General features: G+C 67.4%; 23 protein-coding genes. 14 read left to right on the plus strand and 9 right to left on the minus strand.

Annotation, left to right across the window (positions count from 1 at the left end; translation table 11 throughout):
- Positions 1–162: 162 nt before the first annotated feature.
- The 3 genes from F0U60_RS16535 to F0U60_RS16545 form a co-directional block, all read right to left on the minus strand.
- Positions 163–534: a helix-turn-helix domain-containing protein gene (locus F0U60_RS16535; RefSeq protein WP_395820597.1), complete on the minus strand. Its 372-nt coding sequence runs from the start codon at positions 532–534 to the stop codon at positions 163–165.
- Positions 535–632: 98 nt separating this feature from the next.
- Complete coding sequence (locus F0U60_RS16540; protein ID WP_395820601.1) at positions 633–1,064, minus strand: CBS domain-containing protein; 432 nt, start codon at positions 1,062–1,064, stop codon at positions 633–635.
- 132 nt (positions 1,065–1,196) lie between these two features.
- Positions 1,197–1,568 (minus strand): DUF423 domain-containing protein, encoded by a 372-nt coding sequence (locus tag F0U60_RS16545; RefSeq protein WP_395820603.1) that lies wholly within the window; start codon positions 1,566–1,568, stop codon positions 1,197–1,199.
- A gap of 120 nt (positions 1,569–1,688) precedes the next feature.
- Here F0U60_RS16545 and F0U60_RS16550 point away from each other — a divergent pair, with 120 nt between their 5' ends.
- The 4 genes from F0U60_RS16550 (at position 1,689) to F0U60_RS16565 (ending at position 6,660) form a co-directional block, all read left to right on the plus strand.
- Complete coding sequence (locus F0U60_RS16550) at positions 1,689–2,327, plus strand: SET domain-containing protein (protein WP_395820606.1); 639 nt, start codon at positions 1,689–1,691, stop codon at positions 2,325–2,327.
- Between the two features lie 203 nt (positions 2,328–2,530).
- Positions 2,531–4,609, plus strand: a complete 2,079-nt coding sequence (locus F0U60_RS16555; RefSeq protein WP_395820609.1) for a prolyl oligopeptidase family serine peptidase — start codon at positions 2,531–2,533, stop codon at positions 4,607–4,609.
- 169 nt (positions 4,610–4,778) lie between these two features.
- The gene (locus tag F0U60_RS16560) at positions 4,779–5,420 is read left to right on the plus strand and encodes a DUF3332 domain-containing protein (RefSeq protein ID WP_395820612.1); all 642 of its coding nucleotides are present in this window, start codon (positions 4,779–4,781) and stop codon (positions 5,418–5,420) included.
- A gap of 82 nt (positions 5,421–5,502) precedes the next feature.
- A complete protein-coding gene (locus tag F0U60_RS16565) occupies positions 5,503–6,660 on the plus strand; it encodes an aminotransferase class V-fold PLP-dependent enzyme (protein ID WP_395820615.1) in 1,158 nt (385 codons plus the stop codon).
- Positions 6,661–6,734: 74 nt separating this feature from the next.
- On the opposite strand, the gene cysK is transcribed toward F0U60_RS16565, so the two are convergent.
- Entirely contained in the window at positions 6,735–7,655 is a 921-nt protein-coding gene (cysK, locus tag F0U60_RS16570) for a cysteine synthase A (protein WP_395820617.1), read from the minus strand.
- A gap of 55 nt (positions 7,656–7,710) precedes the next feature.
- Complete coding sequence (gene epsC, locus F0U60_RS16575) at positions 7,711–8,556, minus strand: serine O-acetyltransferase EpsC (RefSeq protein ID WP_395820620.1); 846 nt, start codon at positions 8,554–8,556, stop codon at positions 7,711–7,713.
- Positions 8,557–8,787: 231 nt separating this feature from the next.
- Between epsC and F0U60_RS16580 the strand changes: the two genes are divergently transcribed.
- From F0U60_RS16580 to F0U60_RS16590, 3 genes are read left to right on the plus strand one after another with little or no spacing between them, the layout of a single operon-like run.
- Positions 8,788–9,471: a DUF6249 domain-containing protein gene (locus F0U60_RS16580; protein WP_395820624.1), complete on the plus strand. Its 684-nt coding sequence runs from the start codon at positions 8,788–8,790 to the stop codon at positions 9,469–9,471.
- A 12-nt stretch (positions 9,472–9,483) separates the two neighbouring features.
- Positions 9,484–10,035, plus strand: coding sequence for an RNA polymerase sigma factor (locus tag F0U60_RS16585; protein ID WP_395820627.1), 552 nt, complete (start codon positions 9,484–9,486; stop codon positions 10,033–10,035).
- A complete protein-coding gene (locus F0U60_RS16590; RefSeq protein WP_395820630.1) occupies positions 10,032–10,325 on the plus strand; it encodes a hypothetical protein in 294 nt (97 codons plus the stop codon). Before F0U60_RS16585 ends, F0U60_RS16590 begins: the two co-directional genes overlap by 4 nt.
- Positions 10,326–10,349: 24 nt before the next feature.
- On the opposite strand, the gene F0U60_RS16595 is transcribed toward F0U60_RS16590, so the two are convergent.
- From F0U60_RS16595 to F0U60_RS16605, 3 genes are all read right to left on the minus strand, one after another.
- Positions 10,350–10,898 carry a redoxin domain-containing protein gene (locus F0U60_RS16595; RefSeq protein WP_395820633.1) on the minus strand — a complete coding sequence of 183 codons (549 nt, stop codon included), beginning with the start codon at positions 10,896–10,898 and terminating at the stop codon, positions 10,350–10,352.
- Between the two features lie 178 nt (positions 10,899–11,076).
- Complete coding sequence (locus F0U60_RS16600) at positions 11,077–12,273, minus strand: heparin lyase I family protein (RefSeq protein WP_395820636.1); 1,197 nt, start codon at positions 12,271–12,273, stop codon at positions 11,077–11,079.
- A 376-nt stretch (positions 12,274–12,649) separates the two neighbouring features.
- On the minus strand, positions 12,650–13,606 hold the full coding sequence (locus tag F0U60_RS16605; protein WP_395820639.1) for an acyl-CoA desaturase: 957 nt from the start codon (positions 13,604–13,606) through the stop codon (positions 12,650–12,652).
- A gap of 274 nt (positions 13,607–13,880) precedes the next feature.
- Here F0U60_RS16605 and F0U60_RS16610 point away from each other — a divergent pair, with 274 nt between their 5' ends.
- The 5 genes from F0U60_RS16610 (at position 13,881) to F0U60_RS16630 (ending at position 21,604) form a co-directional block, all read left to right on the plus strand.
- On the plus strand, positions 13,881–14,981 hold the full coding sequence (locus F0U60_RS16610; RefSeq protein ID WP_395820642.1) for a citrate synthase: 1,101 nt from the start codon (positions 13,881–13,883) through the stop codon (positions 14,979–14,981).
- 140 nt (positions 14,982–15,121) lie between these two features.
- A complete protein-coding gene (locus F0U60_RS16615) occupies positions 15,122–17,182 on the plus strand; it encodes a S46 family peptidase (protein ID WP_395820645.1) in 2,061 nt (686 codons plus the stop codon).
- Positions 17,183–17,278: 96 nt separating this feature from the next.
- Positions 17,279–18,748, plus strand: coding sequence for a hypothetical protein (locus F0U60_RS16620; protein ID WP_395820647.1), 1,470 nt, complete (start codon positions 17,279–17,281; stop codon positions 18,746–18,748).
- A 63-nt stretch (positions 18,749–18,811) separates the two neighbouring features.
- Positions 18,812–20,227, plus strand: a complete 1,416-nt coding sequence (locus F0U60_RS16625) for a hypothetical protein (RefSeq protein ID WP_395820650.1) — start codon at positions 18,812–18,814, stop codon at positions 20,225–20,227.
- A gap of 66 nt (positions 20,228–20,293) precedes the next feature.
- Complete coding sequence (locus F0U60_RS16630) at positions 20,294–21,604, plus strand: M18 family aminopeptidase (protein ID WP_395820653.1); 1,311 nt, start codon at positions 20,294–20,296, stop codon at positions 21,602–21,604.
- 13 nt (positions 21,605–21,617) lie between these two features.
- Here F0U60_RS16630 and F0U60_RS16635 read toward each other — a convergent pair whose 3' ends face one another.
- Positions 21,618–22,298: a Crp/Fnr family transcriptional regulator gene (locus tag F0U60_RS16635; protein WP_395820655.1), complete on the minus strand. Its 681-nt coding sequence runs from the start codon at positions 22,296–22,298 to the stop codon at positions 21,618–21,620.
- A 396-nt stretch (positions 22,299–22,694) separates the two neighbouring features.
- Here F0U60_RS16635 and F0U60_RS16640 point away from each other — a divergent pair, with 396 nt between their 5' ends.
- Both F0U60_RS16640 and F0U60_RS16645 read left to right on the plus strand, forming a co-directional pair.
- Positions 22,695–24,689, plus strand: coding sequence for a protein kinase (locus F0U60_RS16640; RefSeq protein WP_395820658.1), 1,995 nt, complete (start codon positions 22,695–22,697; stop codon positions 24,687–24,689).
- A gap of 3 nt (positions 24,690–24,692) precedes the next feature.
- Positions 24,693–26,294 carry an adenylate/guanylate cyclase domain-containing protein gene (locus tag F0U60_RS16645; RefSeq protein ID WP_395820661.1) on the plus strand — a complete coding sequence of 534 codons (1,602 nt, stop codon included), beginning with the start codon at positions 24,693–24,695 and terminating at the stop codon, positions 26,292–26,294.
- The last annotated feature ends 66 nt before the right edge of the window (positions 26,295–26,360 follow it).

The following is a 26,360-nucleotide window of genomic DNA, read 5'->3' on the forward strand; positions in this document are numbered from 1 at the left end:
GACTGACGTCCAGGCAGCCAACCAGGCTAGCGAGTGTTGTCTGAATGACACCACGGCATGAGAAATAGGGGGTGGATTGCCGGGGAGTCGACACATTTCTCCGTCGAGTGTCGGAGGTGGGGTTCCCGCGAGGGCGGGAGCGCGCCAGGACTCAACGCGGGCTCACTCCTCGTCGGAGGCGGCGATCGTCTGGAGCGCCACGCGGAACAGCCGGAACCTGTCGGGAGACAGGTCTCGGATGAGCATGACGAGGCGCCGGAGGTCCGCGGACTCCACGGGCGCGTTCGCGGGTGATTCTCCTGGGGAATCGCTCTGGCTGTTGGACAGGGAGAGGAGCACATCGGCCGATACACCCAGGGCGAGGCACAGCTCCCGCAGCTTGGGGACGCTGGGCACCATATCCCCGCGTTCGATGCGCCCGTACACAGTGGGCACGAAGCCCACCCTCTTGGCCACCTGCTCCTGGGTGAGCTCCAGGCGCATCCGGGCCATCCGGAGTTGTGTGCCGAGCCTGGGTTGGGGCGACTTGTCCATCAGGAGCGCTCTCTCGAAGGTGGAGCGCGACCCTACCTGATGGGGCGAGAGGCGGAAAGAAAACCTGATTCGTGCTGCGCGCGCATTGGGCTCTCTGTTCAATGCAGGGAGCGTGAGGGCTCGGAGATCTGCTCGAGCGTCTGCGCCGCGGTGGTATCGCTCGCCTCGTGCGACAGATCTCCCAGCGACAGGATGCCCATCAGGTTCTTGTCGTCGTCCACCACCAGCAGCCGGCGGATCTGCCTGTCCTTCATCAGCTCCGCCGCCTCCTCGAGGCTGGCGTCGGGGTGGATGCACTCGACATCCTCGCTCATCACCGAGGACACCTTCGAGGTGTCGGGGTCGTGCCCCATGGCGATGCCACGCACCACCAGGTCGCGGTCCGTCACCAGGCCCACCAGCTTGTCGCCCGCGCAGACCGGGAGAGGTCCGACGTTGAACCGCTGCATCATCTCCGCGGCCTGCTTCAAGGTGGCGTTGGGGTCGATGACCTCCACACCGCGCGTCATCACGTCCCGGATCGTCTTCATGACGGCTCGCTCCTCGCCGGATTGTTCCAGGAGAGGGTGGGGATGCCGCGGAGGAGATGCACCCGGGTACGGGTTGTCAGGGGAGCGGGGGAGCGGGGCCTCGCCGTGTGGTCGGGGCCCATGCCTGCCGGCTCAGACCGGCTGTCGCCAGGCGGCCAGGGCGAACAGCAGCCAGCCCACGAGGAAGCCCACTCCGCCCAGCGGGGTGATGGCGCCCAGGGCCCGCACGCCGGAGAGTGCCAGCGCGTACAAGCTGCCCGAGAAGAGGAGGATGCCAGCGAGCATCGCCCAGCCCGCACCGTTCAACAGTGGGCTGGGGCGCAGCTGCGACAGCAGTCCAATCGCGAGGAGACCCAGCGAGTGATACATGTGGTAACGCGCGCCGGTTTCGAAGATGGTCAGGAGGTCCGGGGCGAGTCTCGCCCGAAGCGCGTGCGCACCAAATGCTCCGGCCGCTACAGACAGGAATGCGCTTGCCGCGCCGAGAATGAGCCACTGCCGCATCGTCGAGCGCCTTTCTTTCCTCAGAGGTCCGACTGAGGCACCCTACCGCGCCTGAATCGGCGCGTCTCTACTTCCTTCACGATGCCAGCTCCCACCACCAAGAAGCCCACCTCCCGCAAGATGCCCACCCTCACGCCCCAGCCCTTCGAGCTGCGGACCTCGTCCATCCAGGGCCAGGGGGCCTTCGCCACGCGGCCCATCCGCAAGGGCGCGCGCATCATCGAGTACGTCGGTCAGCGCATCTCCCAGGCCCTGGCGGACGAGCGCTACGACGACACCGCCATGTCGCGCCACCACACCTTCCTCTTCAACGTGGACGAGGACACGGTCATTGACGCGGCCTATGAGGGCAATGACGCGCGGTTCATCAATCACTCGTGCGACCCCAACTGCCAGGCCTTCCTCGAGGGAGATCGGATCTACATCTACGCTCGGCGCGACATCTCCGTGGGCGAGGAGCTCTGCTACGACTACGCCTACGACCGCACCGAGGACATGGGCGAGGAGGAGGAGCAGCTCTATATGTGCCGCTGCGGCTCGCCCAAGTGCCGTGGCACCATCCTCGCTCCCCTGGAGGAGGAGAAGAAGGAGGAGCCTCGGAAGAAGGCCCCCGTGAAGGCCTCGAAGAAGAAGTCCTCCAAGTCGTCCTCTCGGAAGCCTCCGGTGTCCAGCAAGCGGACGTCCTCGGCGAAGTCCGGGCGCTCGGGTTCGGGTTCGGGCTCCAAGAACCGGGCTCGGACCCGCTCGGCCCGCGGTTGATGGCCCTCTACCCTCACCCCGTCCCTCTCCCAGAGGGAGAGGGGAGGGGGACTCCAGGTGTGGGTCGGGGTCCTGGGGAGCGCTTGTTTTTCTCCCCGTTGGGATGAACGGTGGACACTTGGGGTTGAAACGGGCACCGTCCCACCGCCTCGCGTCCCGGCTGTGCCGCGGGTCGTGAACGGTTGACTCGCACGGAGGACCCTTTGACCCTCTCCCTCGTCGCGGCGCTCGCCCTCTCCGCCGCTCCCGCCAAATCCCAGCCCTACACCATCCACGACCAGGTCTCGATGCGCCGGATCAGCAGTCCGAGCGTGTCCCCGGATGGCAAGCGCATCGCCTTCGTGTTGCGCTCCACCGACCTGGAGGCCAACAAGGGCCGCACCGACCTGTGGCTCGTCAACGCTGATGGCAGCGGCCTGCGTCAGCTCACCCACTCCCCGGAGAGTGAAGGTCAGCCCGTCTGGAGCCCGGACGGCCAGAGCCTCTTCTTCCTCTCCACGCGCGGTGGCTCCAGCCAGGTGTTCCGCCTCCCGCTCGATGGCGGGGAGTCGCTGGCCGTTACGAAGCTGCCCCTCGACGTGGGCGCCTTCGCCCTGTCCCGCGATGGCAAGACGCTCGCCGTCGCCCTCGAGGTCTACCCCGACTGCGCCACGCTGGAGTGCACCACCCAGCGTCAGAAGGAGCAGGCGCAGAAGAAGACCACCGGCCGCGTCTACGACAAGCTCTTCGTCCGTCACTGGGACACGTGGGCGGATGGTCGGCGCAGCCACCTCTTCGTCCTGCCGGTGGATGGCAGCGCTGCTCCGCGCGATGTGATGGTGGGCATGGACGCGGATGCCCCCAGCAAGCCCTTCGGCGGCCCCGAGGAGTTCACCTTCACCCCGGACGGCAAGGGGCTCGTCTTCACCGCGCGCGACGTGGGCCACACCGAGTCCTGGTCCACCGACCTGGATCTCTTCCTCGCCCCGCTCGACAAGCCCGGCGCGCCCAAGAAGCTCACCGAGAAGAACCGCGCCACGGACACCTCGCCCGTGTTCAGCCCGGATGGCAAGACGCTCGCGTACCTCGCCATGTCGCGTCCTGGCTATGAGTCGGACCGGCTGCGCGTGGTGCTGCGCTCGTGGCCGGAGGGCAAGGAGCGCGTGCTCGCCGAGCAGTGGGACCGTTCCGCCGGCGGCCTCACCTGGAGCGCGGATGGCAAGTCGGTGCTCGTGACCGCCGATGACATCGGCCAGCACCCCGTCTTCGCGATCGACGTGGCGAGCAGCCAGGTGCGCGCCCTCAGCGGGCCGGGCAGTGCCGCCGAGCCGCAGCCCCTGCCGGACGGCCGTGTCGTCTTCCTCCGGGATGACCTGAAGTCGCCCGCGGACCTGTACTCGGTGCGCGCGGACGGCAGCGAGCTGCGTCAGCTCACGCGCGTCAACGAGGACGCCCTGGCTCGCATCCGCTTCGGGGACTACGAGCAGTTTGAGTTCCCGGGTTGGAATGGTGAGACGGTGCGCGCCTTCGTGGTGAAGCCCGTCGACTTCGACCCGAAGAAGAAGTACCCGGTGGCCTACCTCATCCACGGCGGTCCGCAGGGCAGCTTTGGCAACCACTTCCATTACCGGTGGAACCCGCAGACCTACGCGGGCCGGGGCTACGCGGCGGTGATGGTCGACTTCCACGGCTCCACGGGCTACGGCCAGGCCTTCACGGACTCCATCCGCGGGGACTGGGGCGGCAAGCCGTTTGAGGATCTCCAGAAGGGCCTGGAGGCCGCCATCAAGCGCTACAGCTTCCTGGACGGCGACAAGGTGTGCGCGCTGGGCGCGAGCTACGGCGGCTTCATGATCAACTGGATCGCCGGGCAGATGCCGGACCGTTTCCGCTGCCTGGTGAACCACGACGGCAACCTCGACGAGAAGCTCGCGTACTTCAACACCGAGGAGCTGTGGTTCCCCGAGTGGGAGCACGGTGGCACCCCCTGGGAGAAGCCCGAGGGGTACACGAAGCACAACCCCATTGACCATGTGGCGAAGTGGAAGACGCCCATGTTCGTCATCCACGGCGGGCAGGACTTCCGCGTGGTGGACACGCAGGGCCTGTCCACCTTCACGGTGCTGCAGCGCCGGGGCATTCCGTCCAAGCTGCTCTACTTCCCGGATGAGAACCACTGGGTGGTGAAGCCGGCCAACAGCATCCAGTGGCACGAGGCGGTGCTGGACTGGTTGGATCAGTGGACGAAGGGGGCGAAGAAGCCGGCGGCTCCGGCGGCGCGCCAGGCGAAGGCCGTGCCGTAGTCGCGCACCCGTCTTCTTGCACCCAGAGGGCCGGGGTGGGGGTCTTCACGGGACTCCACCCGCGGCCCTCTGTTTTTTCTCCGCACGCGTTTGCGGACACGCCCCCCTGGCAGAGGTAGTTTGTTCCTCCGCGCGCCGGAACCCCCGGCGCCGCCCTTGAGGAGGATTCATGAAGTCGCGTTCGTCTCGCCTGGTTGCGGCGCTGTTCGCCACCTTCCTGTCGCTCCACGTGTCCGGCTGCTTCGGCTCGTTCGCCCTGACGCGGAAGATCTACGGCCTCAACCAGGAGGTCTCGGACAACAAGTTCCTGCGGTGGTTGGTGTTCCTCGGCTTCACCATCATCCCCGTGTACGGGGTGGGTACCCTCGTCGACGCCCTCGTCTTCAACAGCATCGAGTTCTGGTCGGGCAGCAACCCACTCGCCAACGCCGAGACCCTGGAGGATGGGACGCGGATCGTCCGGCTGAGCCCCACCGACACGCTGCGGCTGTCGCGAGACGAGCAGAGCGGCGTGATGCGCGTCGAGCTGGACCGCGCCGGTGAGGCGCCGCGGGTGCGCTACTTCGAGCCGCTCGAGGACGGCATGGCCGTGCGTGACGAGGCGGGCGCCCTGCTGGTGCGTGCGCAGGAGCGCGTGGACGGTGCGGTGGAGGTGGTGGATGCCTCCGGTTCGACGGTGACGGTGCACTCGCGTGAGGCCGTGGCCCAGGCGCTCGACGCCTTCTCGCAGGGCGGCGCGGCCGGGCTTGCGCGTCACGTGACGCCGCTGGCCTCGCAGCAGGGACTCGCGCTGGCCTGCTCGGCTCAGTGAGCCCCTGATGTGGGCGGCGCGCTCCCTCACGAGGGCGCGCCGCTCGCTGTTCTCTCCGCCAGCGGGGCAGGGGCAGGGCATAATGCGCCCGCTTATGATCTCCTCCCCCGACCTCGACGCGTACCGCTCCGAGTTTCCTGTCGTCCAGGAGCAGCTCTACTTCAACCACGCGGGGGTCTCCCCCACGAGTCAGCGGGTCGCCACCGCCATGCGCGAGTGGGTGGATGATCTCCTCCTCCACGGTGTCCGCTTCGAGCGGGGCTGGGAGGCCCGCACCGAGAACGCTCGGGGGCTCGCCGCCCGGATGATTGGCGCCGCGCCCGAGGAGATCGCTCTCGTCCGCAACACCAGTCACGGGCTCGGCCTGGTCGCCGAAGGGCTCGACTGGCGTCCCGGAGATGAGGTTGCCGTCGCCACCTCCATTGAGTACCCCTCCAACGTCTACCCCTGGCTGCACCTGCGCGATCGCGGTGTCGTCGTCCGGGAGATCGAGCCCCGTGACGAGGGCGTCACCCCCGAGGCTGTGGCCGCCGCGCTGACCCCTCGCACCCGGCTCGTCGCGCTCAGCTCCGTTCAGTTCGCCTCGGGCTACCGCACCGACCTGGAGGCCATTGGCGCCCTCTGTGAGCGCTCGGGCGTCCTCTTCTGTGTGGATGGCATCCAGAGCGTCGGCTGCATCCCCGTGGACGTGAAGAAGAGCCGCATCCACTTCCTCAGCGCCGATAGTCACAAGTGGATGATCGGCATCTGCGGTATCGGTTTTCTCTACGTGGATCGGAACGTGCTCCCGCGCGTGCGGCCCGTGCTCGTCGGCTGGCGCTCCACCACGGATTCCTGGAACTTCAACCGCTCCCACTTCGAGCTGCGCCCGGATGCCACGAAGTTCGAGGAGGGGAGTCACAACTACGCCGGTATCTATGCGCTCGGCGCGGCCCTCGGCCTGCTCCTGGAAGTGGGGATGGAGAACGTCGAGGCTCGCATTCGAGCACTGCTCGCCCACGCGGACGCCGAGCTGCGCGCCATCGGCTGTGAGACGGGGCCCTCTGCCGAGCACCGCGCCGGCATCCTCGCCTTCTTGCCTCCTCGCGGGGATGTGAAGGCGCTCGCTTCGTATCTCTCCGAGCGCAACGTCAGCTTCTCGCTCCGCCGCGGTCGCATCCGGATTTCGCCCCACTTCTACAACCAGCCTGGGGAGATTGACCGGCTCGTGGAGATGGTTCGCGCGTTCTCGGGGCGGTGAAGCTCGGGGGGCGTATACCCTCACCCCGACCCTCTCCCAGAGGGAGAGGGAGGGATGGGGGATGGGGGCTTGGGCTACTGCGCGGGGAAGAGGTTCTCGATCGACAGGTAGCGCTCGCCCGTGTCGTAGCAGAAGCACAGCACCCGGCTCCCGTCGGGGATCTCCGCCAGCTTCTTGTTCACCGCCGCCAGCGCCGCTCCCGAGGAGATGCCTACGAAGATGCCCTCCTCTCGCGCCGACCTCTTCGCGAAGTCGAACGCCTCCTCCTCCGTCACCTGGATGACCCCGTCCAGCGCGTCCTTGTGCAGGTTCTTCGGGATGAAGCCCGCCCCGATTCCCTGGATGGGGTGCGGCCCCGGCGCTCCGCCGCTGATCACCGGAGACTTTGTCGGCTCCACCGCGAGCACCTTCAGCTTCGGCCACTTCGGCTTCAACACCTCGGCGCATGCCGTGATGTGGCCGCCCGTTCCCACGCCCGTGATGATGTAGTCCAGGCCCTCGGGGAAGTCCTTGAGGATCTCCTGCGCCGTGGTGCGCTTGTGAATCTCGATGTTCGACTCGTTCTCGAACTGCTGCGGCATCCACGCGTTCGGCGTCTGCGCCACCATCTCCTGCGCCCGGGCAATCGCACCCTTCATTCCCTGCGCCCGCGGCGTCAGCTCGAACGTCGCTCCGTACGCCGCCATCAGTCGGCGCCGCTCGATGCTCATCGACTCGGGCATCACCAGGATGAGCTTGTAGCCCTTCACCGCCGCCACCATCGCCAGGCCGATGCCCGTGTTGCCCGACGTGGGCTCGATGATGACGCTGTCTTTCTTCAGCAGGCCCCGCTTCTCGGCGTCCTCGATCATCGCCAGGCCGATACGGTCCTTGATGCTCCCGCCCGGATTGGCCCGCTCGAGCTTGATGTACACCTCGACGCGCGAGGGGAAGAGCCGGTTGACGCGGACGTGCGGCGTGTTGCCGATCGTCTCCAGGATGTTGTTGACCTTCATGGGTTTCGAGCCTCTTCGGGAAGCTGTCTGCTGGGACAGAAGGATATCTGCTATATCAGATGTGGTACTCCAGCTCATCGAATTCCGCATCCCCCTGGCGGTGGCGCACCTCGCTGCGGCGGGTAACCACGGACTCAGGGGGGATGCTGTGGGTGATGAAGGCGTTGCCCGCGATGACGCTGCCGCGGCCCACCACCGTGCTCCCGCCGAGGATGGTGGCGTTGGCGTACACCACCACGTCGTCCTCGATGGTCGGGTGGCGCTTCTTGTCCGCCAGGGCCTTCTGGACCTGGAGCGCGCCCAGCGTCACGCCCTGGTAGATCTTCACCCCGTTGCCAATGACGGTGGTCTCGCCAATCACCACGCCCGTGCCGTGGTCGATGACGAAGCGCCGCCCGATGGTGGCCCCTGGGTGGATGTCGACGCCGGTGCGCTGGTGCGCCAGCTCGGTGAGTAGGCGGGGCAACAGTGGGAAGCCCAGTTGGTGGAGGGCGTGGGCCATCCGGTAGATGGCGATGGCGTAGAAGCCCGGGTAGGTGAGGATGACCTCGTCCACGCTGCGGGCGGCGGGGTCGGCCTCGAAGATGGCGTCAGCGTCCTGCCGCAGCCAGGTGTAGAGCTCCGGGAGCTGCTCCATGAAGCGCTGGGGCAGGTCCGGAGACACGCCCGGGTAGCGGTGGGCGAGCGTGTTCAGGGAGCGCGTGAGGATGGCCTCCACCACCGCCACCTCGGAGCGGACGCCGACCGCGCTACAGTCCAACCGCTCGGCGAAGTGGGGGAAGAGCAGGGCCAGCACCTTCTCGATGAGCTCCGGGGCCCCGACGCGGACGTCCGGGGGGAAGCAGTGGTGCTTGCGTGCATCAATGAGGGTCTGGATGAGCCGACCGTTGGGTTCGTCCATGGTCGGCCAAGTTAACCGCTAGGGGCGGCCTCCGCCCAGCTCACTGACGTGCGCCGACAGGACCCGGTTCTCCACTCCCCACACGGCCTTGTTGAGGCCCTGGATGCCCGCCCCCCGCGGGCAGTCCGTGAAAAGGGGAGAGGGCGCGGCAAAAAAAAAACGGGGGGTGAATCCAAAAAACCGGGTGGGGGAGTCCTAGCACCGAGAAAATCGCCGGTAAGGAGCCCTCGCATGAAGCGTCAGATTCTCACGGTGTGCCTCCTGGCCTCCCTTCTGGGGACGGGCCGGGCCGAGTCCGCCCCCGTGGCCGAAGCCCCCGCCCCCCCGACTCCGCCTTCCGCTCCTCTGACGCCAGAGCTCGATGCGCGGCGCCAGGAACTGGAGACCCGCCGGAAGGCGTTGGAGGGGGAGTTCCAGAAGTTGGCCGCCGACACGGAGGCCCAGGCACGGAAGATCGATCCCGAGGGGCGACTCACCTCCGACCAGCTCTACGATCTGCTCCTGGCTCGCGAGCGGCGACTTTCCGAGGAGAACGTCGATCCCGCGCCCATCCTGGTGAGCCTCTCCTTTTTCAGCTGCCTGCTGATGGGCTTCCTGGCCTGGCTGTACGCCAGTTACCGCAAGGCACGTCAGATCCACGAGACGGTGCGTCTCATGGTGGAGAAGGGGGCGGAAGTCCCCGAGGGGCTGCTCGCGCCCCCCGCGCGGAAGCCGTCGGACCTGCGACGGGGCATCATCCTGTCCACGTCAGGGCTGGGGCTGGCACTCTTCCTGGCCGTCCTCCCCGATGTGCAGGGGGCCTGGGGCGCCGGGGTGACGCTCTTCCTCATCGGCGTGGGGCACCTGATCGTCTGGCGCCTGCAGACGGGGAAGGGTCGGCTGTCGTCGGCGCTCTCGCCGGAGCCCCAGTCGTAGCCTCCCCGCCCCATGGCTCCTCCTCCTGAATCTCCCTCGGACGCCGAGCTCATCTCCCGGGTGCTCGTGCGTGACGACCGGCGCGCCTTTGGCGAGCTGGTGGCACGGCACCAGTCCTCGGTGCGCGCCCTGCTGCGTCGGCTGACCGGGGGAGATCTGGCGCAGGCGGATGATCTGGCGCAGGAGACCTTCCTGCGTGCCTACCGGGGGCTGCGGGGCTATCGCGGTGGAGCGAAGTTTTCCTCCTGGCTCTACCGCATCGCCTGCAACGTGTTCTTCAGTAGGGATCGCGGCAGCCGTGAGGCCCCCGTGGAGCCTCCCGTCCTGGAGGCTGGGAGCTCCGAGGCGGTGGCCCTCCCGGATGAGCTGCTGGCTCGCTACGACCTGGAGCGGGCGCTCGCCTTGCTCAAGCCCCGCGAGCGGGCCGCGCTCGTCCTCACCTATGCCAACGAGCTGACCCACGAGGAGGCGGCGGTCGTCCTCGACTGCCCCGTGGGGACGCTCAAGACCCATGTCGCGCGCGCGAAGGAGAAGCTGCGCCGGCAACTCGAGGAGGTCCCATGAACGGCCGCGAAGACGAGGCCTGGCTCGATACGCTGCTCCAGCGGCAACTGCCGTCCGGGCTCTCCGACGATGGCTTCCAGGAGCGGGTCCTCCAGCGTCTGCCTCCGAGAGCGCGCCCGTGGCGGCGTGCGTTCATCCTCGGTGCCACGTGGTTGGTGGGGGCCGCCGCGCTGCTGCTGCCCACGGGAGGAGAGAGTGTTGTGCTCTCCTCGACCGATGCAGGCAACCTCGTCGTCCCGTTCAGCCTCGGGGCGGCCTTGCTGTGGTACGTCGCGGACCGCCTGCTGTGAGCGGCGCCGGCGCTCCCGGTGCCCCTACAGCCACATCCGCCAGAGCAGCCCGAGGCGAGTGGTGTACCCCACCGCGGCCCGCTCGATGTGGCCCTCCGAGGAGACGAAGAAGGTGGTGGGGAACTGCTCGACGGCGTAGGCCTGCATGAGCTCGGGGCCGCCCAGCAGCACGGGGTAGTCCACCTCCTGCTCCCGTGCGAAGCGGCGCACCTCCTCCTCATGCTCGTAGGCCACCGCCACGGACAGCACGTGCGCCGAGCCGCCCACCGTGCTCCGGAGCGAGGACAGCGTGGAGGACTCGGCCTTGCACACCCCGCACCAGGGCGCCCAGAAGGAGAGCACCACCGGCTTGCCCCGGAGCTCGGACAGGCGCACCTGCTCACCGGAGAGGGTGCGCAGGGTGAAGTCCGGCGCGGGCGCTCCCGTCGGGAGGTGACGGGTCTGCCAGGCCGCCACCGCCGCGAAGATGAGCACCACCAGGGCGATGTCCATGGCCTGGCGTACCCACCAACGCTCGCGTGCCCGATTCCAGACTTGTCTCAGCGGCTCCATCACCCGTCCCGGGGTTCGCATGCGGGGCATTGTTCAACGGCCGCGGCCCGGACGCCACCGTATCGGACAGGGCTGGCGCTCAGGGGGAGAGGGCCTCCCGGGCGCATTCTTCGCGGACTTGTCCAACAGTCGGACAAGTAGCGGAAGAGCGAGCCCGGAGGGGCTCCCTGACTTCTACAACAGCCGTGTTTCGGAAGCCTCAGAGCACGTCGGCGAGGGTGCGGGCCATGATCCACCCATCGTGGTAGACGACGCCGACCTGCGTGACGGTGTCGCTGCGGTACAGGCCGACCTTCAGGTAGTTGAGCATGCCGGGGAACATGGTGGCGATGTTCCGCTTGGGCAGGACGAGCTGGCCGTTGTGGTACAGCTCGACGAAGCCGACGCTCGCTTCAGGCGACCACTTCACGTGGAGGATGAAGTCCTGCCACTGGCCGCGCACCAGCGGGGCCTTCCACACGAGGGTGCCAGGGTCTCCGCCGATGTTCAGCCGGATCTCCTCGCCGTACACGTAGAACTCCAGAGGGGGCGAGCCGCTGCTGCCCTCGTGGTGCCACTGGGTGAAGAGCTGCCACGTCTTCACGCTCGGGAAGTCCGAGGCGAACATCGTGCTCCAGCGGTAGTAGTACTCCGAGCCCACCGCCTCCCGGGTCATCTTCACCAATTCGTTGCGGTTGCCGCTGGAGTTGATGGGATCATCGCCCTGACGCACCGTGGCCTTGAGGGCGTACTTGCCCGAGCGCACGGGGGAGGAGATCACCTGCAGCCGGTCCGCGCTGACCATCTGCGTACTGGTCCACTGGGAGATGTTGCCCGTCTCGAAGTCGCCGCGCCACACCACGCTGGAGCCAGTCGCGGGAGCCCCGCACACGCGGGCCTCGGCGATGCTCGCCCAGTCGTTCAGGGTGTTGCCGTAGACGGTGATGCGCAGGCGGCGCGCGGTGCGCGTGGCGAAGGTGTACGTCTCCGCGGCCGTCGTCGTGCCGCTGCTCTTTCCGGTGTAGACCTGCGTGTAGTTCACCCCGTCCGTGGACACGTACAGGGTGAAGGTGTTGACGCGCGTGTTGCCCTGGTGCCACGCGATGGCCGCGCCCGAAAGGGATTGGACCGAGCCCAGGTCGTAGTCGATCCACACGCCCTTGCCGAGGGCGCTCCAGCGCGTATCGAGCCGGTCGTCGCGCGTGTTGTTCGCCACGCTGCCCGCGCCATCGTCACCGGAGGCCAGCACCGAGCTCGTGGGAAGAGGCGAGCAATTCTGAACCGTTAACGCGTCGGCGGTCGTCGTGAATGTTTCCAATGTCTCCGGTGTTCCTTCGGCGGCGGTGGTATCGGGTGCGCCGCAAGCGGTGCCAACGATGATGAGCAGCATTTCAGCCAGCAGAAGGGTCTTCTTCACGGGGGCAATCCTGGAGGAGTTGAAGACAGACAGCAGAGGGGGGACGACTGACTTCGGGACGAGGCCCTCCCGTTCGCGCCAGTTGAGGCTCATCGCCCTGGCGCTTGGAGAGGAGTGGGGTGGGGCGTAACGCGTGTGCTCCTGCTCAAAGACAGCGCGAGGTCGCTGTGATTCGAGCGCTCAGGAGCATCCAATATTATTGTTTTGTACTCAACGCAGAATGTGATGCTCGCTCGCTGAGCAGGCAAGCGCAGCAAAGTGTTTCAAGCCATTGCGCTGTAATTATTCACACGTGCTTTCAATGCCGACACGCGGGGCGTGAAATGCAAATCTTGCGCGAGGCCGCGCTCACCTCGGTGTCAGGTTTCGGGCAATCTCAGACACTGTCTGGCGCTCGTGGAGTGCGAGCCAGGGGCGTGGGTCGAGACGGCACGTGCAAATTCCAGGCGAGCCCGAGCCGCGCCAGCAGACGGATGAGGAGGCCTCCCAGGTCCACCTGCCACCAACGGAAGTCGACGCGGGCCGAGCCGGGGAAGGCGTGGTGGTTGTTGTGCCAGCCGGCGCCGAGCGTCAGCACCGCCATCACCCCGTTGTTGCGACTGTGGTCCCGGGTGCTCGTCGAGCGGACCCCCACTGTGTGGCCCACCGAGTTGATGGCGAAGGTGATCTGCTGGACGAGGTAGTAGCGGACGAGCCCGCCCCAGATGAATCCGCGCAGCGCCCCGGCCCACGAGCCGGTGACGAGGCCTCCGACCAGGGTCGGCAGCGCGAAGCCGAGCAGCACCCAGGTGCCATAGTGTTGGTTGAGGCGGACGAGCGGCTCGTCCCGCAGCAGGTCGGGGAGGGTGCGCGCGAAGCGGTGGGTCTGCTCCTTCTCCTTCATGGCCAGGAGCGCGGCTGGCGAGGCGCGGTGTTGGTCCAGGAGGCGGCCGAAGCGGGAGATGGCGGGCACATCCAGGTACCAGAGGAACTGAGACCAGAGGAACCCACGCAGCTTGTCCCACGCGCCCCGCCGTCCGAGCACCGGCGAGTGCGGATCCCCCGGTTGGTCAGTGTGGGCGTGGTGCGTGCGATGCACCGCGCTCCACAGCAGGGCCGAGCCCTGTCCCGCCATCGAGCCGAGGATGAGGAAGAGGGCGCGCAGGGGGCGCGTTGTCTCGAAGGTGCGGTGCGCGAAGTAGCGGTGGAAGCCGACCTCAATGCCCGTCATGGTGAGCAGGTACATGCCCACCAGCAGGCCCAGCTCCCATGCGCGGATGCCCTCACGCAGGAAGAGCCACACCCCAGCGCAGAAGCCGAGCAGTGGGAGGCCCTGAACGACGAAGAGCACCACGGCGCGACGGACTCCGCTCAGCCGCTCATGCGGCTCGGAGGTGAGGGCCGGGGCGTCATCGGTCGGGGTGGATGCGGACCCTTGTGTGGAGGGCGTCTCGGGGAGAGAGGGGAGGGCGGACAGCGGGTTCTCCGAGTGGAGGACAGGTGCCCATCATGAGCGAGCCCATGCGGGAAATCCACGCGGCCTCCGTCGAGGTGCGGCATGTCGATTGTCGAATCGAGTTTCGAGCCTGGCGGGCGGAAATTACAGCTTGTTTCGGAGGGCCACGAACATGGACGCGACACAAGCTGTGGTGCAGGCGGGTCTCGAAGGTGTGGTGGTAGCGGAGACCCGGTTGAGTGAGGTGGACGGTGAGCGGGGACGGTTGGTGATTGCCGGCGGCGATGTGGAGTCACTCGCCGGGAAGAGCTCCTTCGAGGAGGTCTGCGCGAGGCTCTGGGCTCCGTATGCGAAGGAGGCCCTGCCCGCATCGCTCCAGGCGGCCCTGGGTGAGGCGAGGGTGCGTGCCTTTGGGTTGCTTGAGGGCGTGGGGGATGCGCTCGAGGCGCCGGACGCCATGGACGCGCTCCGGGCCGCGGCGGCCCATGTCCCGTTGCGCCCGGGTGGTGAGCTGGACACGTTTGTCCTGCTGACGGGGGCCCTGGCTGTGTTCACGGGTGCATGGGCGAGGCGTGCGCGCGGCCTGACTCCCGTGCGGCCGGATCCGACTCTGTCTCACGCAGCGGATCTGCTGCGCATGGTGGGGGGCGAATCCCAGCCCGAGCGTGCCGCTGGACTCGACGCCTACCTGGTCACCGTCTCCGACCACGGGCTGAATGCCTCTACGTTCACCGCGCGGGTGATTGCCTCGACGGGCTCCGACGCCGTGTCCGCGGTGGTGGGCGCCATCGGGGCGTTGAAGGGACCTCTGCACGGGGGTGCACCTGGGCCCGTGCTGGACATGCTTGATGCGATTGGTCGTCCGGAGCAGGCCGCCGCATGGCTTGAGGCGGAGCTGCGGGCCGGGCGTCGCATCATGGGCATGGGCCATCGCATCTACCGCGTGAGGGATCCTCGCGCGGCGGTGCTGGAGCGTGCCATCGAGCGGCTCGAGCACGGGGGCCTGCGGACCGAGCGGCTCGCCCTGGCGCGTGCGGTGGAGCGCGCGGCCGAGGAGCTGCTCCGCCAGCGCTACCCGGACCGGCCGCTGCGCGCGAACGTGGAGTTCTACACGGCCGTGTTGCTCGACGCGGTGGGCCTGGATCGCACGCTGTTCTCGGCCGTGTTCGCCTGCGGCCGGGTGGCCGGGTGGCTGGGCCATGTTGCCGAGCAACGGGCCACGGGTCGGCTCATCCGTCCTGCCTCCCGGTACGTGGGGCAGATGCCGGAGTGAGCTCGCGCGGGAAGCTCAAACCGTGGGCCAGGGGTCCGTCCGCTGGGAGGCACCTGTACGGGCCGTGTGCATAAAGTCTTTGACCCGACTCCTCGGGTGGGGACCAATGCCGTACGAGGTGCGCTCAAAGGAGACCGCGCATGACACGATTGCTTCCCCTTCTCATCCTGCTCGCCGCCGGGTCCGCCCGTGCCGACGAGGGAATGTGGACCTTCAATAACTTCCCCTCGGACCTGGTGAAGTCGCGTTACGGCTTCGCGCCCAATGCGGAGTGGCTGAAGCGGGTCCAGCTCTCCGCGGCCCGCATCGCCGGGGGCTGCTCAGCCAGCTTCGTGTCCCCCAACGGGCTGGTGATGACCAACCACCACTGCGTCCGCGATTGCGTGCAGCAGCTCTCCACGCCGCAGAACGACTTCATCGTGAAGGGATTCTCCGCCGCCACCGCGCAGCAGGAGCGGCAGTGCCCGGCCTTCGAGATCAACAGACTGGTGGAGATCTCCGACGTCACCGAGCAGGTGACGAAGGCCACCCAGGGCAAGGAGGGCGCGGCCTTCCGTGACGCGCAGCGGGCGGAGCTCGCCCGGCTGGAGAAGGCGTGCGCCACGGCTCCGGACCTCCGCTGTGACGTGGTGACGCTGTACCGGGGCGGTATGTACAACCTGTACAAGTACCAGCGCTTCCAGGACGTGCGGCTGGTGTTCGCCCCCGAGGAGGCCATTGCCTTCTTCGGCGGGGACCCGGATAACTTCGAGTTCCCCCGCTACGACTACGACGTGGCCTTCGTGCGCGTGTACCAGGACGGCAAGCCCGCGAAGGTCGAGAACTACTTCCGTTGGTCGGCCAAGGGCGCGCAGGCGGGCGAGCTGACCTTCGTGGCCGGACACCCGGGTGGCACCTCGCGCCTGCTGACGGTGGCTCAGCTCATCTACCAGCGCGACTACGCCCTCCCCGAGCGGCTCTTCCAGCTGGCACAGCTGCGCGGGATGCTCGACGAGTTCCAGCAGCGTGGCCCCGAGTACACGCGCATCTCCAACAACCTCAAGTTCGGCGTGGAGAACAGCTACAAGGCGCTGGTGGGCCGGCGCGAGGCGCTCGTGGACCGGGACTTCTTCGCCAAGAAGGTGGCCGAGGAGCAGAAGCTGCGCGACTGGGTGAACGCGAACCCCGAGCGGCAGAAGCGCTACGGTCAGGCCTGGGACAACATCGCCCAAGCCACGGACACGCTGCGCGACATGAGGTTGCGGGGGCGGTGGTTGGAGCAGTCCGCTGGCACGGGCTCGGACCTCTTCAACTACGCGCGGGTGCTCGTCCGCTCGGCGCAGGAGCTGTCCAAGCCCAATGAGCAGCGGCTGGAGGAGTTCACCGAGGCTCGCAAGCCCGAGCTGGAGCAGCAGCTCTTCAGCCCAGCCCCTGTCTACCCGAAGCTCGAGGAGGCAGTGCTCGGCTTCTACCTGACGAAGCTGCGCGAGGTACTCGGGCCGGATGATCCGGTGGTGAAGAAGGTGCTGGGCAAGCAGTCTCCCCAGGCGCTCGCTCGCAAGCTGGTGTCTGGCACCCGCCTGGCCTCGCCGCAGGTGCGCCGTCAGCTCTATCAGGGAGGCGCGGCGGCCCTCGGTGCTTCGAAGGACCCGATGCTGGAGTTCGTCCGCTCCTTCGATGAGGAGGCGCGCGCCATCCGCAAGCGCTACGAGGAGGAGGTGGAGTCCGTCAGTGACAAGAATGGCGAGCTCATCGCCCGGGCCCGCTTCGAGGCCTATGGCACCAGCACCTACCCGGATGCCACCTTCACGCTCCGTCTGTCCTTCGGGCAGGTGAAGGGCTACACGGAGGAGGGGCGGCAGGTGGAGCCCTTCACCCGCATCGCTGGCCTCTACGAGCGCGCCACGGGTGAGGATCCCTTCCGTCTTCCCCCGAGCTGGCTCCAGGCCAAACCCCGGTTGGACCTCCAGACGCCGTTCAACTTCGTGAGCACCAACGACATCATCGGGGGCAACTCGGGCTCACCCATCTTCAACAAGGACGCGGAGATCGTCGGCATCGTCTTCGACGGCAACATCGGGTCCCTGGGGGGTGAGTACGGCTTCGACGAGTCCGTCAACCGCTCCGTGTCCGTCCACAGCCAGGGCATCCTCGAGGGCCTGCGGAAGGTCTACAACGCTCGCCGGCTCCTGGAGGAACTGGGGCAGGGTGGGGGAGGGTAGGATACGGCACAGGAAAATCCGCTCGTTTCCAGGCAGTATGTCCGCGCAGCTGAATCGTTCAGATGTGTGCGGGCGTCATGTCTTAGGGAGGTATGGATGCGAGCGGCCATCATCTTCTCGGTTCTCCTGATGGGAGGGCTGGTGGGGTGTGCCTCGCGACAGGGTTCCCTCCGATTCGAGAAGCAGGAGGAGGCCGTCTACGAGCACCCCCTGGAGGAGGTCTGGCCCGTCGTGCGGGACTGGTTCCGGGACAGAGGGTTCCGGTACCAGGAGGACGCGGGCCAGTTTGTCCTGCAGACGCAGTGGCGTGAGGAGTTCCCTGGCTCGAAGGTGGCGGGCCACTGGCACCGCTATACCGTCGTCGGCAAGCGGGAGTCGCCGTCGCGTTGCCAGGTGTGGGTCATCCGCTCCAGCCGCGGCCCTCATGGGGCACCCGCCAGTGCGGCGAAGCAGCCGGACTGGGGCATGGGCCGTACCCCGGATCCAGGCCCCGCGGGGCTGCCAGGGGGGGAGCTGCGCGTGGAGGAGATGGACGTGCGCGTGCCCACCTTCGAGGAGCCCCTGCCGTTCGTCCCCGAGGAGTCCGTGGCGAGCATCACCCTGCCCCTGCAGTCCTCCGCCGTGGCGGGCGAGTCTCTCCAGGGTGCGCGGGACTTCGGGATGGAGTGGGGGCTGAGGGACCGTATCGCCCCGGTGTTGGACGCGCGGGCCAGAGGGCAGGAAGCGCCGACGCTGGCGGCGATGAAGCAGGAGCCGGGCGGCGCCTCTATCGAGTGCGGCCTGCCCATCATCGGGTTGGCCGGGCAGGCGCAGCAGGGCAGGGTGATGCTGCTGGGCGAGCTGCACGGCACGCGCGAGGTGCCCCGCTTCGTGGCGCTGGGGACCTGCCAGGTGGCCACTCGGGGCATTCCCGTGACGGTGGGCCTGGAGATGCCGGTGGCGGAGCAGGCTCGGGTGCAGCGCTTCATCGAGAGTGCGGGCACCGAGCACGACCATGCGCTGTTGATGGAGAGCCCCTTCTGGCGCAGCCCGTACCCGGACGGCCGCGGCAGCGAGGCGGTGGTTCAGTTGCTGGAGCAGTTGCGCTGGATGCGCGCCCAGGGGTTGGACGTGCAGGCCTTCGTCTTTGACCACCCGGAGTTGCAGGGCGAGGCCCGCGAGGCGGCCATGGCCCAGAGCATCCTCTCCCAGGTGGAGGCCGGCGCGGGGCGCTTCTTCCTTGTCGTTACCGGCAACATCCATCCTCGCACCCAGCCCGGCGTGCCCTGGGATTTGGGCTACCGCCCCATGGGCTACATGCTCGCGCGCAAGCTGCCCTCCCTGCTGTCGTTGGACGTGGCCTTCAACAGCGGTACGGCGTGGATCTGCTTCGTGGGGAAGGGGGATTCCCTCGAGTGTGGTGAGCGGCCCACGAAGGGCAAGGACAACGGGGACCGGTACTTCGTCTCCCTCTTCGAGCGGCCGAGTGAATCTGGCTTCCACGGTCTCTTCTACGTGGGGGCGGTGTCGGCCTCGCCTCCGGCGGTGCGTTATGGCGAGCGCTCCTCCGATGCCAATCCGATGTGAGAACAGGTGCTCGCGGCATGGCCTGCGCGAGCACCTCGCCGAGAACCCAAGAGGAAGCCCTGAATGAGACGGATGGCCTTCGGTTGCGTATTGCTGCTCGTGGCGCTGTCGGGATGTACCTCGCGCTTCATCGACTTCGCCCCGGACGAGGAGGCCATCTACGATCAGCCGATCGAGGAGGTCTGGCCGCTGGTGCGGACCTACTTCTCCGAGAACGGCTTCACCTTCCGTGAGGCACCGGGCACGGCCTCGCTCGAGACAGAGTGGCGTCAGGAGTTTGCTGGCTCAAAGGTTGCGGCCCACTGGCACCGCTATCTGGTGATCGCCAAACCTGAGGGTCCCCACCGCTGCAAGCTGGTCATCACCCGCACCGCCCGGAGCGCCAACAAGGCGCTGGAGGTCGCGGGCAGCGATCTGATCTGGGGCGTGGATGGGCGCACCCTGGACGACCCGTCGGGGCTGGGGAGTGCCGTTGCCATGGATGCGGAGGCGCAACAGTCGTGGGGCGACAACAACATCGTGGGCGAGTCCCAGCAGGGTGCGCGCGACATGGTGTTGGAGTGGAAGGTGTTTCGGAAGGTCTCCCCAGTGCTCGCGCAGAGCGCGAAGAAGTCCAATGCAACGCCCGACGTCTTGGTGATGAAGGACTCCGGCATCGAGTGTGGCCTGCCCATTCTGGGGCTGGGCAAGCTGGCGCGTCCGGGCAACGTGGTGCTGCTGGGAGAGCTGCACGGCACGCAGGAGGTGCCGCACTTCTTGGCCCAGAGCGCGTGTCAGGTGGCCACCCAGGGCATCCCTGTGACGGTGGGCCTGGAGGTGCCGGACGCGAACCAGGCGCGGCTCGAGACCTTCTTGGCCAGCGAGGGCAAGGAGGAAGACTGGGCGAAGCTGATGGAGAGCCCCTTCTGGCGCAGCCCCTACCCGGATGGTCGCAACAGCGAGGGCGTGGTCTACCTCATCGAGGCCCTGCGCAAGCTGCGCAGCCAGGGGCTGGACGTGAAGATCTTCGCCTATGACCGTCCGCCGCTCGAGGGTGACGCGCGCGAGGAGGCCATGGCCCGGAAGGTGATGGAAGTGGCCGGCCAGTCCCAGAAGCGGGCGATGCTGGTGGTGAGCGGCAACCTCCACCCGCGTCAGGTGAAGGGGCTTCCCTGGAACCCGGACTACCGCCCCATGGGCCATCGGCTCGCGAGCCTGCTGCCGAACGTGTTCTCGCTGGATGTGGCCTACAACAGCGGCTCGGCGTGGATCTGCGCCCTGAACAAGGAGCAGAAGCTGGACTGCGGCGTGAAGCCGACCAAGGGCCAGGACAATGGGGACCGCTACTTCGTGCAGCTCTTCGATGGCAAGAATGCCCAGGGCTACCACGGCATCTTCTACGTGGGCACGGTGTCCGCCTCGCTGCCGGCCGTGCACCAGGGGGTGGAGCCCGCGGGCGGTGCGCAGGCCACCATCCCTTCGGCCGAGCCCTCGCCGTAGCCCTTCCTCAGCACCTGCCCCGCCTTTCCTGTGGCGGGGCCCGGCGGCGGCGCTAGCCTGGGGGGGATGACTCCCGATATCGACGCCGCCGCCAACGATCTGTTGGCCTACATCGACGCCTCGCCCACGCCCTACCACGCGGTGCGCGAGAGCATCCGCCGACTGACTGCCCAGGGCTACCGCGCCCTCGACGAGCGCGAGCCGTGGGACCTGAAGCCCGGGGACAAGGTGTACGTCACCCGAGGGGACACCAGCATCGCCGCCTTCCATATCGGCACCACGCCGGTGGACCGCGCCGGCTTCCGGCTGGTGGGGGCCCACACGGACTCGCCCAACCTGCGCCTCAAGCCCAACCCCGCGGTGCAGCGCTCGGGCTATCACCAGCTCGGGGTGGAGGTGTACGGCGGCGTTCTGTTCAGCACCTGGATGGACCGAGACCTGTCGCTCGCTGGCCGCGTGGTGACGGCGAAGGAGGGCCGTCTCTCGCACCACCTGCTGGACTTCCGCCGCCCGCTGCTTCGCATTCCCAACCTCGCCATCCACCTCAACCGCTCCGTCAACACCGACGGCCTCAAGCTCAATGCCCAGGAGCACCTGGTGCCGGTGCTCGCCCTGGAGCGCTCGGGGGCGGTGGACCTCAAGGCGATGCTCGTCGAGGAGCTGGCCCGCGGCGGTACCCGCGTGGAGCCGGGCGACATCCTCGGGTTCGATCTGTGTCTCTATGACCTCCAGCCCTCCATCCGCTCGGGCGCTTTCGGTGAGTTCCTCCATGCGCCGCGCCTGGACAACCTGGCCAGCAGCCACGCGGGCCTGTCCTCGCTGCTGGCCATGAGCGGGCCGCGCGAGGCTACCTGCGGCGTCGTCCTGTACGACCACGAGGAGTGCGGCAGCGTCAGTGCCCAAGGCGCCGCCTCGCCCTTCCTTCGCGACCTGTTGGAGCGCATCACCCTGGCGCACTCGGACGGGCGGCGGGACGCGCTCCATCGGGCCATCCGCCACTCCTTCCTGGTGTCGGCGGACATGGCGCACGCAGTGCATCCCAACTACGCGTCCATGCACGAGCCCAAGCACCAGCCCTTCCTGGGGGCGGGCCCGGTCATCAAGTCCAACGTCAACCAGTCCTACGCCACCGATGGTGAGAGCTGGGCCTGGTTCGCCCTCTGCTGCCGGGAGGTGGGGGTGACGCCGCAGAACTTCGTCACTCGGACGGACCTGGGCTGTGGCAGCACCATTGGCCCCATCAGCGCGGGCGAGCTGGGCATCCGCACCGTGGACGTGGGCAGCCCCATGCTCTCCATGCACTCCATCCGCGAGATGGCCGCCGCGGCGGACGTGGCGGCGATGATCTCCGTGCTGCGCAACTTCTTCGTGCGGTGAGTGCCGGAGCCCGTCACTCCGCGTTCATACGCAGGTTGTCGGGCTCCAGCAGGGTGATGCGCCCCTCTTCGTAGGAGAGCAGACCCTCGCGAGCGTAGAAGCGCAGCCAGCGGTTGGTGCTCTCGCGGGTGAGGCCGGCCAGGTTGGCGAGCTCGGTCTGGGTGAGGCGGGAGGCGATGGCCACCCCCTCCGTTCCGGGCTGGCCCTGGTGCTGCGCCAGATCGAGCAGCACGCGCGCGAGCCGGGCCCGTGCATCCAGGAAGCTGGCGTCGTGGACCGTCCGGGTGACCCGCCGTACCAGGCGGCTCAGCTCGGCCAGGAGGACCGGCACCACCTGGGGCCTCTCCTGCAGGAAGAGATGCAGCTCCCTGCGGGGCAGGCACAGCAGGTGCGTCTCCTCGCGGGCCACTGCGTCCGTTGAGCGGGGCGCATCATCCAATAGCGCCAGCTCGCCGAAGGCATCCCCCTGCCGCAGCAGCGCCAGGGTCACCTCTTTGCCCTCCGGCGTGCTGAGGCGGATGGTCACCTCGCCCTCGCGGATGATGTAGAGGTCCGTCCCCACGTCTCCCTGGTGGAAGATGAGCCCTCCCCGGTTGTAGCGCCGGGACTGCAGGCGCGGGGAAAGCCTCTCCAGGTCGTCGGACCCGAGCGTCGAGAAGAGCGGCACCTGCGCGAGGAGATCCGAATGGGACATGGCTTGCTGCTTTCCCCCTTGGGCTCTGCCAGAGGAGATTCATTTTGCCTGGAGCCAGGGAACCGGACCAGCGCGGCGCGGACGACTGCTCGATCGCTTGTTGGTCAAGGGACGTCAGCGAAGGTTGTGGCTACAAACAAATCGTCCATTCAACGCTCCGAGCGTCGTAACGTGTTCATGACAACCCCCTGCGCCCAGGTAGGGGGTTTCCCTGCTCGCGCTGTCTGCCTGTCGCCCAGCCCCGCTCTCGTGCGCTGGGGATAGACGAGGCTGCTCTACACCCTGCTGGCAATTGTGCCATCATGCTCGACTCAGGAATGCACGAGGGTGGATGGACTCCTCCACTCCTTCCTCGCTGCAAAGACTTGGTCATTGCTTGGGGTGGGTGGATCGCTCATGTCCGTACGCCGGATTGGCAGCAGGTACGTGTTGGAGCGCAAAGTTGCGGGTGGCGGCATGGGCGCCATCTGGGTGGCGCTCGACTCTCAGCTGCAGCGGCGGGTGGCCCTCAAGATGATGGCACCCGAGCGCATCGCATCTTCCGCGGCGCGCTATCAGTTCGAGCAGGAGGCGAAGGCAGTCGCCCAACTGCACAACCCTCATGTGGTGCAGATCCACGACTACGGTGTCGACGAGGGCACGCCGTACATCGTGATGGAGTTGCTCGAGGGAGAGGATCTCGAGACGCGGCTCGAGCGGCAGGGTCGGCTCGCTCCCTCTGTGGTCTCCGCGCTGCTCAATCAGGTGACCCGGGCCCTGGCCGCCGCGCATGCGTCTGGCATCATCCACAGGGATCTCAAGCCGGCGAATCTCTTCCTCGCCCGGGTGGATGGGCAGGAAGTGGTGAAGGTGCTCGACTTCGGGCTGGCCCGGCTGGAGAGCGGGAGCGCGGCTTCCACCGAGCAGCCCGGCCGGGTGATGGGGACCCCGCGCTACATGAGCCCCGAGCAGATGCGGGGCGAGGTCCGAATTGATTACCGCACCGATCTCTGGTCGCTCGCAGTGGTGGCCTACCGGGCGCTCACCGGGCGCTTTCCCTTCTCCGCGGATACCCTGAGCGAGCTGAGCCGGAGCAGTGGGGTGTTGAGCGAGCCCCCCTCCCGCCTGCTCCCTGAGCTGGGCCAGGGCGTGGATGTCTTCTTCTCACGCGCCCTGGCCGTGGAGCCCTCGCACCGCTTCCAGTCCGCGCGGGAGATGGCCGCGGCCTTCGCCGCGTTGGTGGAAGCCAGTCGTCCCAAACAGGCTGCGAAGATCCTCGTCATCGACGACGAGCCAGACGTGCAGCTGCTGATGAAGCAGCGCTTCCGCAAGCAGATCCGCGAAAGCGTTTACGAGTTCATCTTCGCCTGTGATGGCGAGGACGCGCTGGAGAAGCTGCGCCAGCACCCCGATACCGATGTCGTGTTGTCCGACATCAACATGCCGCGGATGGATGGGCTCACGTTCCTTGCTCGGGTCGGTGAGGTAAACCCGCTCGTCAAGGTCATCATGGTCTCCGCCTACAGCGACATGAGCAACATCCGGGTGGCCATGAACCGTGGGGCCTTCGACTTCCTCGTCAAGCCCATCGATTTCCAGGACCTCGAGGCCACCCTCGCCAAGGCGCTCAAGCAGGTGACGGAGTTGCGCCAGATGGTGCGCTCCACCGAGGAGAACCACCTGCTGCGGATGTTTGTGAACGGCGGCATCCTCGAGCGGGCGCTGCCCCTGATGCGGGGCCCGGACGTGGTGGATGGGGAGCGGTTGGAGGCCACGGTGGCCTTCCTCGACGTGAAGGACTTCACCCCGGTCACGACGCAGCATCAGCCCGAGGCGGTCATCCGCCGGTTGAACGCCAACTTTGAGATCATCGTCCCCGAGCTGCTCTCCCGGGGCGGCGTGGTGGACAAGTTTGTGGGGGATGCAGTGATGGCCGTGTTCCGGGGGCCGGGACACCTGAACCGGGCGCTGGAAGCCTGCCTGGTGGCCCGGCAGCAGCTTCGGGCCATGGCCTTCCGGTGTGGAGATTCGTCTCCGTATGTCCATGGGGTGAGCATTGGGCTGGATTCGGGAGAGCTCATCTGCGGAAGCATCGGCGCGAAGGGCCTGGGCCGGTTGGACTACACGGTGCTCGGGGTGACGGTGAACACCGCGGCCCGGTTGACGGTGATGGCGGAGAGGGATCAGCTCCTGATTGGAGATCATCTCCGCCTGCGGTTGGAGGGGTGCTTCGAATTTAGAGAGCTCGGGACGCGGTGTCTGCCCGGGTCCGCCCAGGGCCTGTCTGTCCTCGAGGTCCTGTCCCGCCGGGAGGTGCGGGTGTCCAGCTCGGACCAGACCGCTTCGATGGACACCAGCGCGCCCCAGGGTTCATCCAGTCCGGCCGTGCTCGCGGCCTCGAACATGGAGTAGCCCATGCAGCTCATCATGAATCCGGGCCTGCTGGACGAGCAGGTCTTCGATCTCCCCGAGGGGGCCGTGACCATCGGCCGCACGGAGGAGAGCACCATCTGCGTGCTCCACAAGAGCCTGTCGCGGCGGCACGCGCGGCTCGAACGTGTCGGCGAGCGCGTCGTGCTGTTCGACCTGACCAGCAAGAACGGGACGTTCGTCAACGAGCTCCGGATCGAGCGCCATGAGTTGAAGGAGGGTGAGTCCTTCCGGTGCGGCGAGGTGCGGTTCAAGCTGGTGCCCACCGTTCGCGAGCTCCCGCTGGAGCTCTCGCCGACCCAGGTGCAATCGCTCCAGACACGGTTCTCTCCTGGCTCGATGGATGAGCTGTTGTCGCGGCACTCCGAGTCCAGGGACAACTCCGCCCTCAAGGTGCGGCAGGCGGGCCGGGAGAGCCAGGCGGACGAGAAGCTCCAGGTGTTGCTCAAGGTGAGCCAGTTGCTCTCCTCGCCCGGCTCCATCGAGGCCCTGCTGGAGCGCATCCTGGACCTCGTCTTCCAAATCATGGAGGTGGATCGCGCAGCCATCTTGTTGGTGGATCCTTCCACCGGGAAGCTGCTCCCTCGGGTGGCGAGGTTCTCCACGGGCGAGTCCCCCTCCGGTCCGTTCTACAGCCAGCGCATCGTCGACTATGTGCGCACCCGGAGCGTGGCGGCGCTCTTCTCCGATGCCCGGGTGGATCCCCGTCTGGATGACGCGGCCTCGGTGGTGTTGCAGTCCATCCAGGCGTCGATGTGTGCGCCGCTCAAGCCTCGGGACGAGGTGCTGGGCGTGCTCTACGTGGACAACCTCATCCGGCCCAACGGCTTCAGTCAGGAGGACCTGGAGTTCCTCACGGCCTTCGCCAATCAGGCGGCCATCGCGCTCGACAACTCGATTCTCTCGCAGCGGCTCAAGGAAGAGGCCGTGCTGCGCAATGCCTACCTGCGCTTCTTCCCTCCGGCCACGCTCAAGAAGCTGCAGATGGCGAAGGGCGGCCCCCTGGAGACCATCGAGACGGAGGTCACCGTCCTCTTCTCCGACATCAGCGGCTTCACCGCGCTTTCCTCCACCCTCGAGCCCCGTCAGGTGGTGGATCTGCTCAATGACTACTTCCCGGTGATGGCGGAGATTGTCTTCAAGTACGAGGGGACGTTGGAGAAGTACATCGGCGACGCGCTGATGGCGGTGTGGGGCGCGCCGTTCGCGCACCCCGATGATGCGGACCGGGCTGTGCGAGCCGCGGTGGAGATGCAGCGGGCGCTCGCTGAGCTGAACGCGCGCTGGAGGACCCAGGGTCGGCCCGAGCTGAAGATCCACGTAGGCCTGAACACGGGGCGGGTGGCGGCCGGGAACATTGGCTCCGAGCAGTACCTGCAGTACGCCACCATCGGGGATGCAACCAACGTCGCCAGCCGGGTGTGCTCCGCTGCTGGGGACGGGGAGATCTGCATGACCGACGCCACCTTCTCGCGCTGGCGGGATAGGGCCTGGCCCACGAGCTCGCTGCCTCCCACCCAGGTGAAGGGCAAGCAGGAGGCCCTGACGCTCTACCGGTTGGAGTGGCGCGAGTCCGCGATGAAGTGAGCAGGCCCCTGTGACGGAGCTCACTCCAAGGGCGTCAACCGCATCACATCCCTGGCACGACAGCCG

The organism is Archangium minus, assembly GCF_044360475.1.
GTDB lineage: Bacteria > Myxococcota > Myxococcia > Myxococcales > Myxococcaceae > Archangium > Archangium minus.

Bases quoted from the DNA above. Each gene is read 5' to 3' on its own strand.
- F0U60_RS16535 (WP_395820597.1), bottom strand. From the start codon at position 534: ATGGACAAGTCGCCCCAACCCAGGCTCGGCACACAACTCCGGATGGCC.
- F0U60_RS16540 (WP_395820601.1), bottom strand. From the start codon at position 1,064: ATGAAGACGATCCGGGACGTGATGACGCGCGGTGTGGAGGTCATCGAC.
- F0U60_RS16545 (WP_395820603.1), bottom strand. From the start codon at position 1,568: ATGCGGCAGTGGCTCATTCTCGGCGCGGCAAGCGCATTCCTGTCTGTA.
- F0U60_RS16550 (WP_395820606.1), top strand. From the start codon at position 1,689: ATGCCCACCCTCACGCCCCAGCCCTTCGAGCTGCGGACCTCGTCCATC.
- F0U60_RS16560 (WP_395820612.1), top strand. From the start codon at position 4,779: ATGAAGTCGCGTTCGTCTCGCCTGGTTGCGGCGCTGTTCGCCACCTTC.
- F0U60_RS16565 (WP_395820615.1), top strand. From the start codon at position 5,503: ATGCGCCCGCTTATGATCTCCTCCCCCGACCTCGACGCGTACCGCTCC.
- cysK (WP_395820617.1), bottom strand. From the start codon at position 7,655: ATGAAGGTCAACAACATCCTGGAGACGATCGGCAACACGCCGCACGTC.
- epsC (WP_395820620.1), bottom strand. From the start codon at position 8,556: ATGGACGAACCCAACGGTCGGCTCATCCAGACCCTCATTGATGCACGC.
- F0U60_RS16580 (WP_395820624.1), top strand. From the start codon at position 8,788: ATGAAGCGTCAGATTCTCACGGTGTGCCTCCTGGCCTCCCTTCTGGGG.
- F0U60_RS16585 (WP_395820627.1), top strand. From the start codon at position 9,484: ATGGCTCCTCCTCCTGAATCTCCCTCGGACGCCGAGCTCATCTCCCGG.
- F0U60_RS16590 (WP_395820630.1), top strand. From the start codon at position 10,032: ATGAACGGCCGCGAAGACGAGGCCTGGCTCGATACGCTGCTCCAGCGG.
- F0U60_RS16595 (WP_395820633.1), bottom strand. From the start codon at position 10,898: ATGCGAACCCCGGGACGGGTGATGGAGCCGCTGAGACAAGTCTGGAAT.
- F0U60_RS16610 (WP_395820642.1), top strand. From the start codon at position 13,881: ATGGACGCGACACAAGCTGTGGTGCAGGCGGGTCTCGAAGGTGTGGTG.
- F0U60_RS16615 (WP_395820645.1), top strand. From the start codon at position 15,122: ATGACACGATTGCTTCCCCTTCTCATCCTGCTCGCCGCCGGGTCCGCC.
- F0U60_RS16620 (WP_395820647.1), top strand. From the start codon at position 17,279: ATGCGAGCGGCCATCATCTTCTCGGTTCTCCTGATGGGAGGGCTGGTG.
- F0U60_RS16625 (WP_395820650.1), top strand. From the start codon at position 18,812: ATGAGACGGATGGCCTTCGGTTGCGTATTGCTGCTCGTGGCGCTGTCG.
- F0U60_RS16630 (WP_395820653.1), top strand. From the start codon at position 20,294: ATGACTCCCGATATCGACGCCGCCGCCAACGATCTGTTGGCCTACATC.
- F0U60_RS16635 (WP_395820655.1), bottom strand. From the start codon at position 22,298: ATGTCCCATTCGGATCTCCTCGCGCAGGTGCCGCTCTTCTCGACGCTC.
- F0U60_RS16640 (WP_395820658.1), top strand. From the start codon at position 22,695: ATGTCCGTACGCCGGATTGGCAGCAGGTACGTGTTGGAGCGCAAAGTT.
- F0U60_RS16645 (WP_395820661.1), top strand. From the start codon at position 24,693: ATGCAGCTCATCATGAATCCGGGCCTGCTGGACGAGCAGGTCTTCGAT.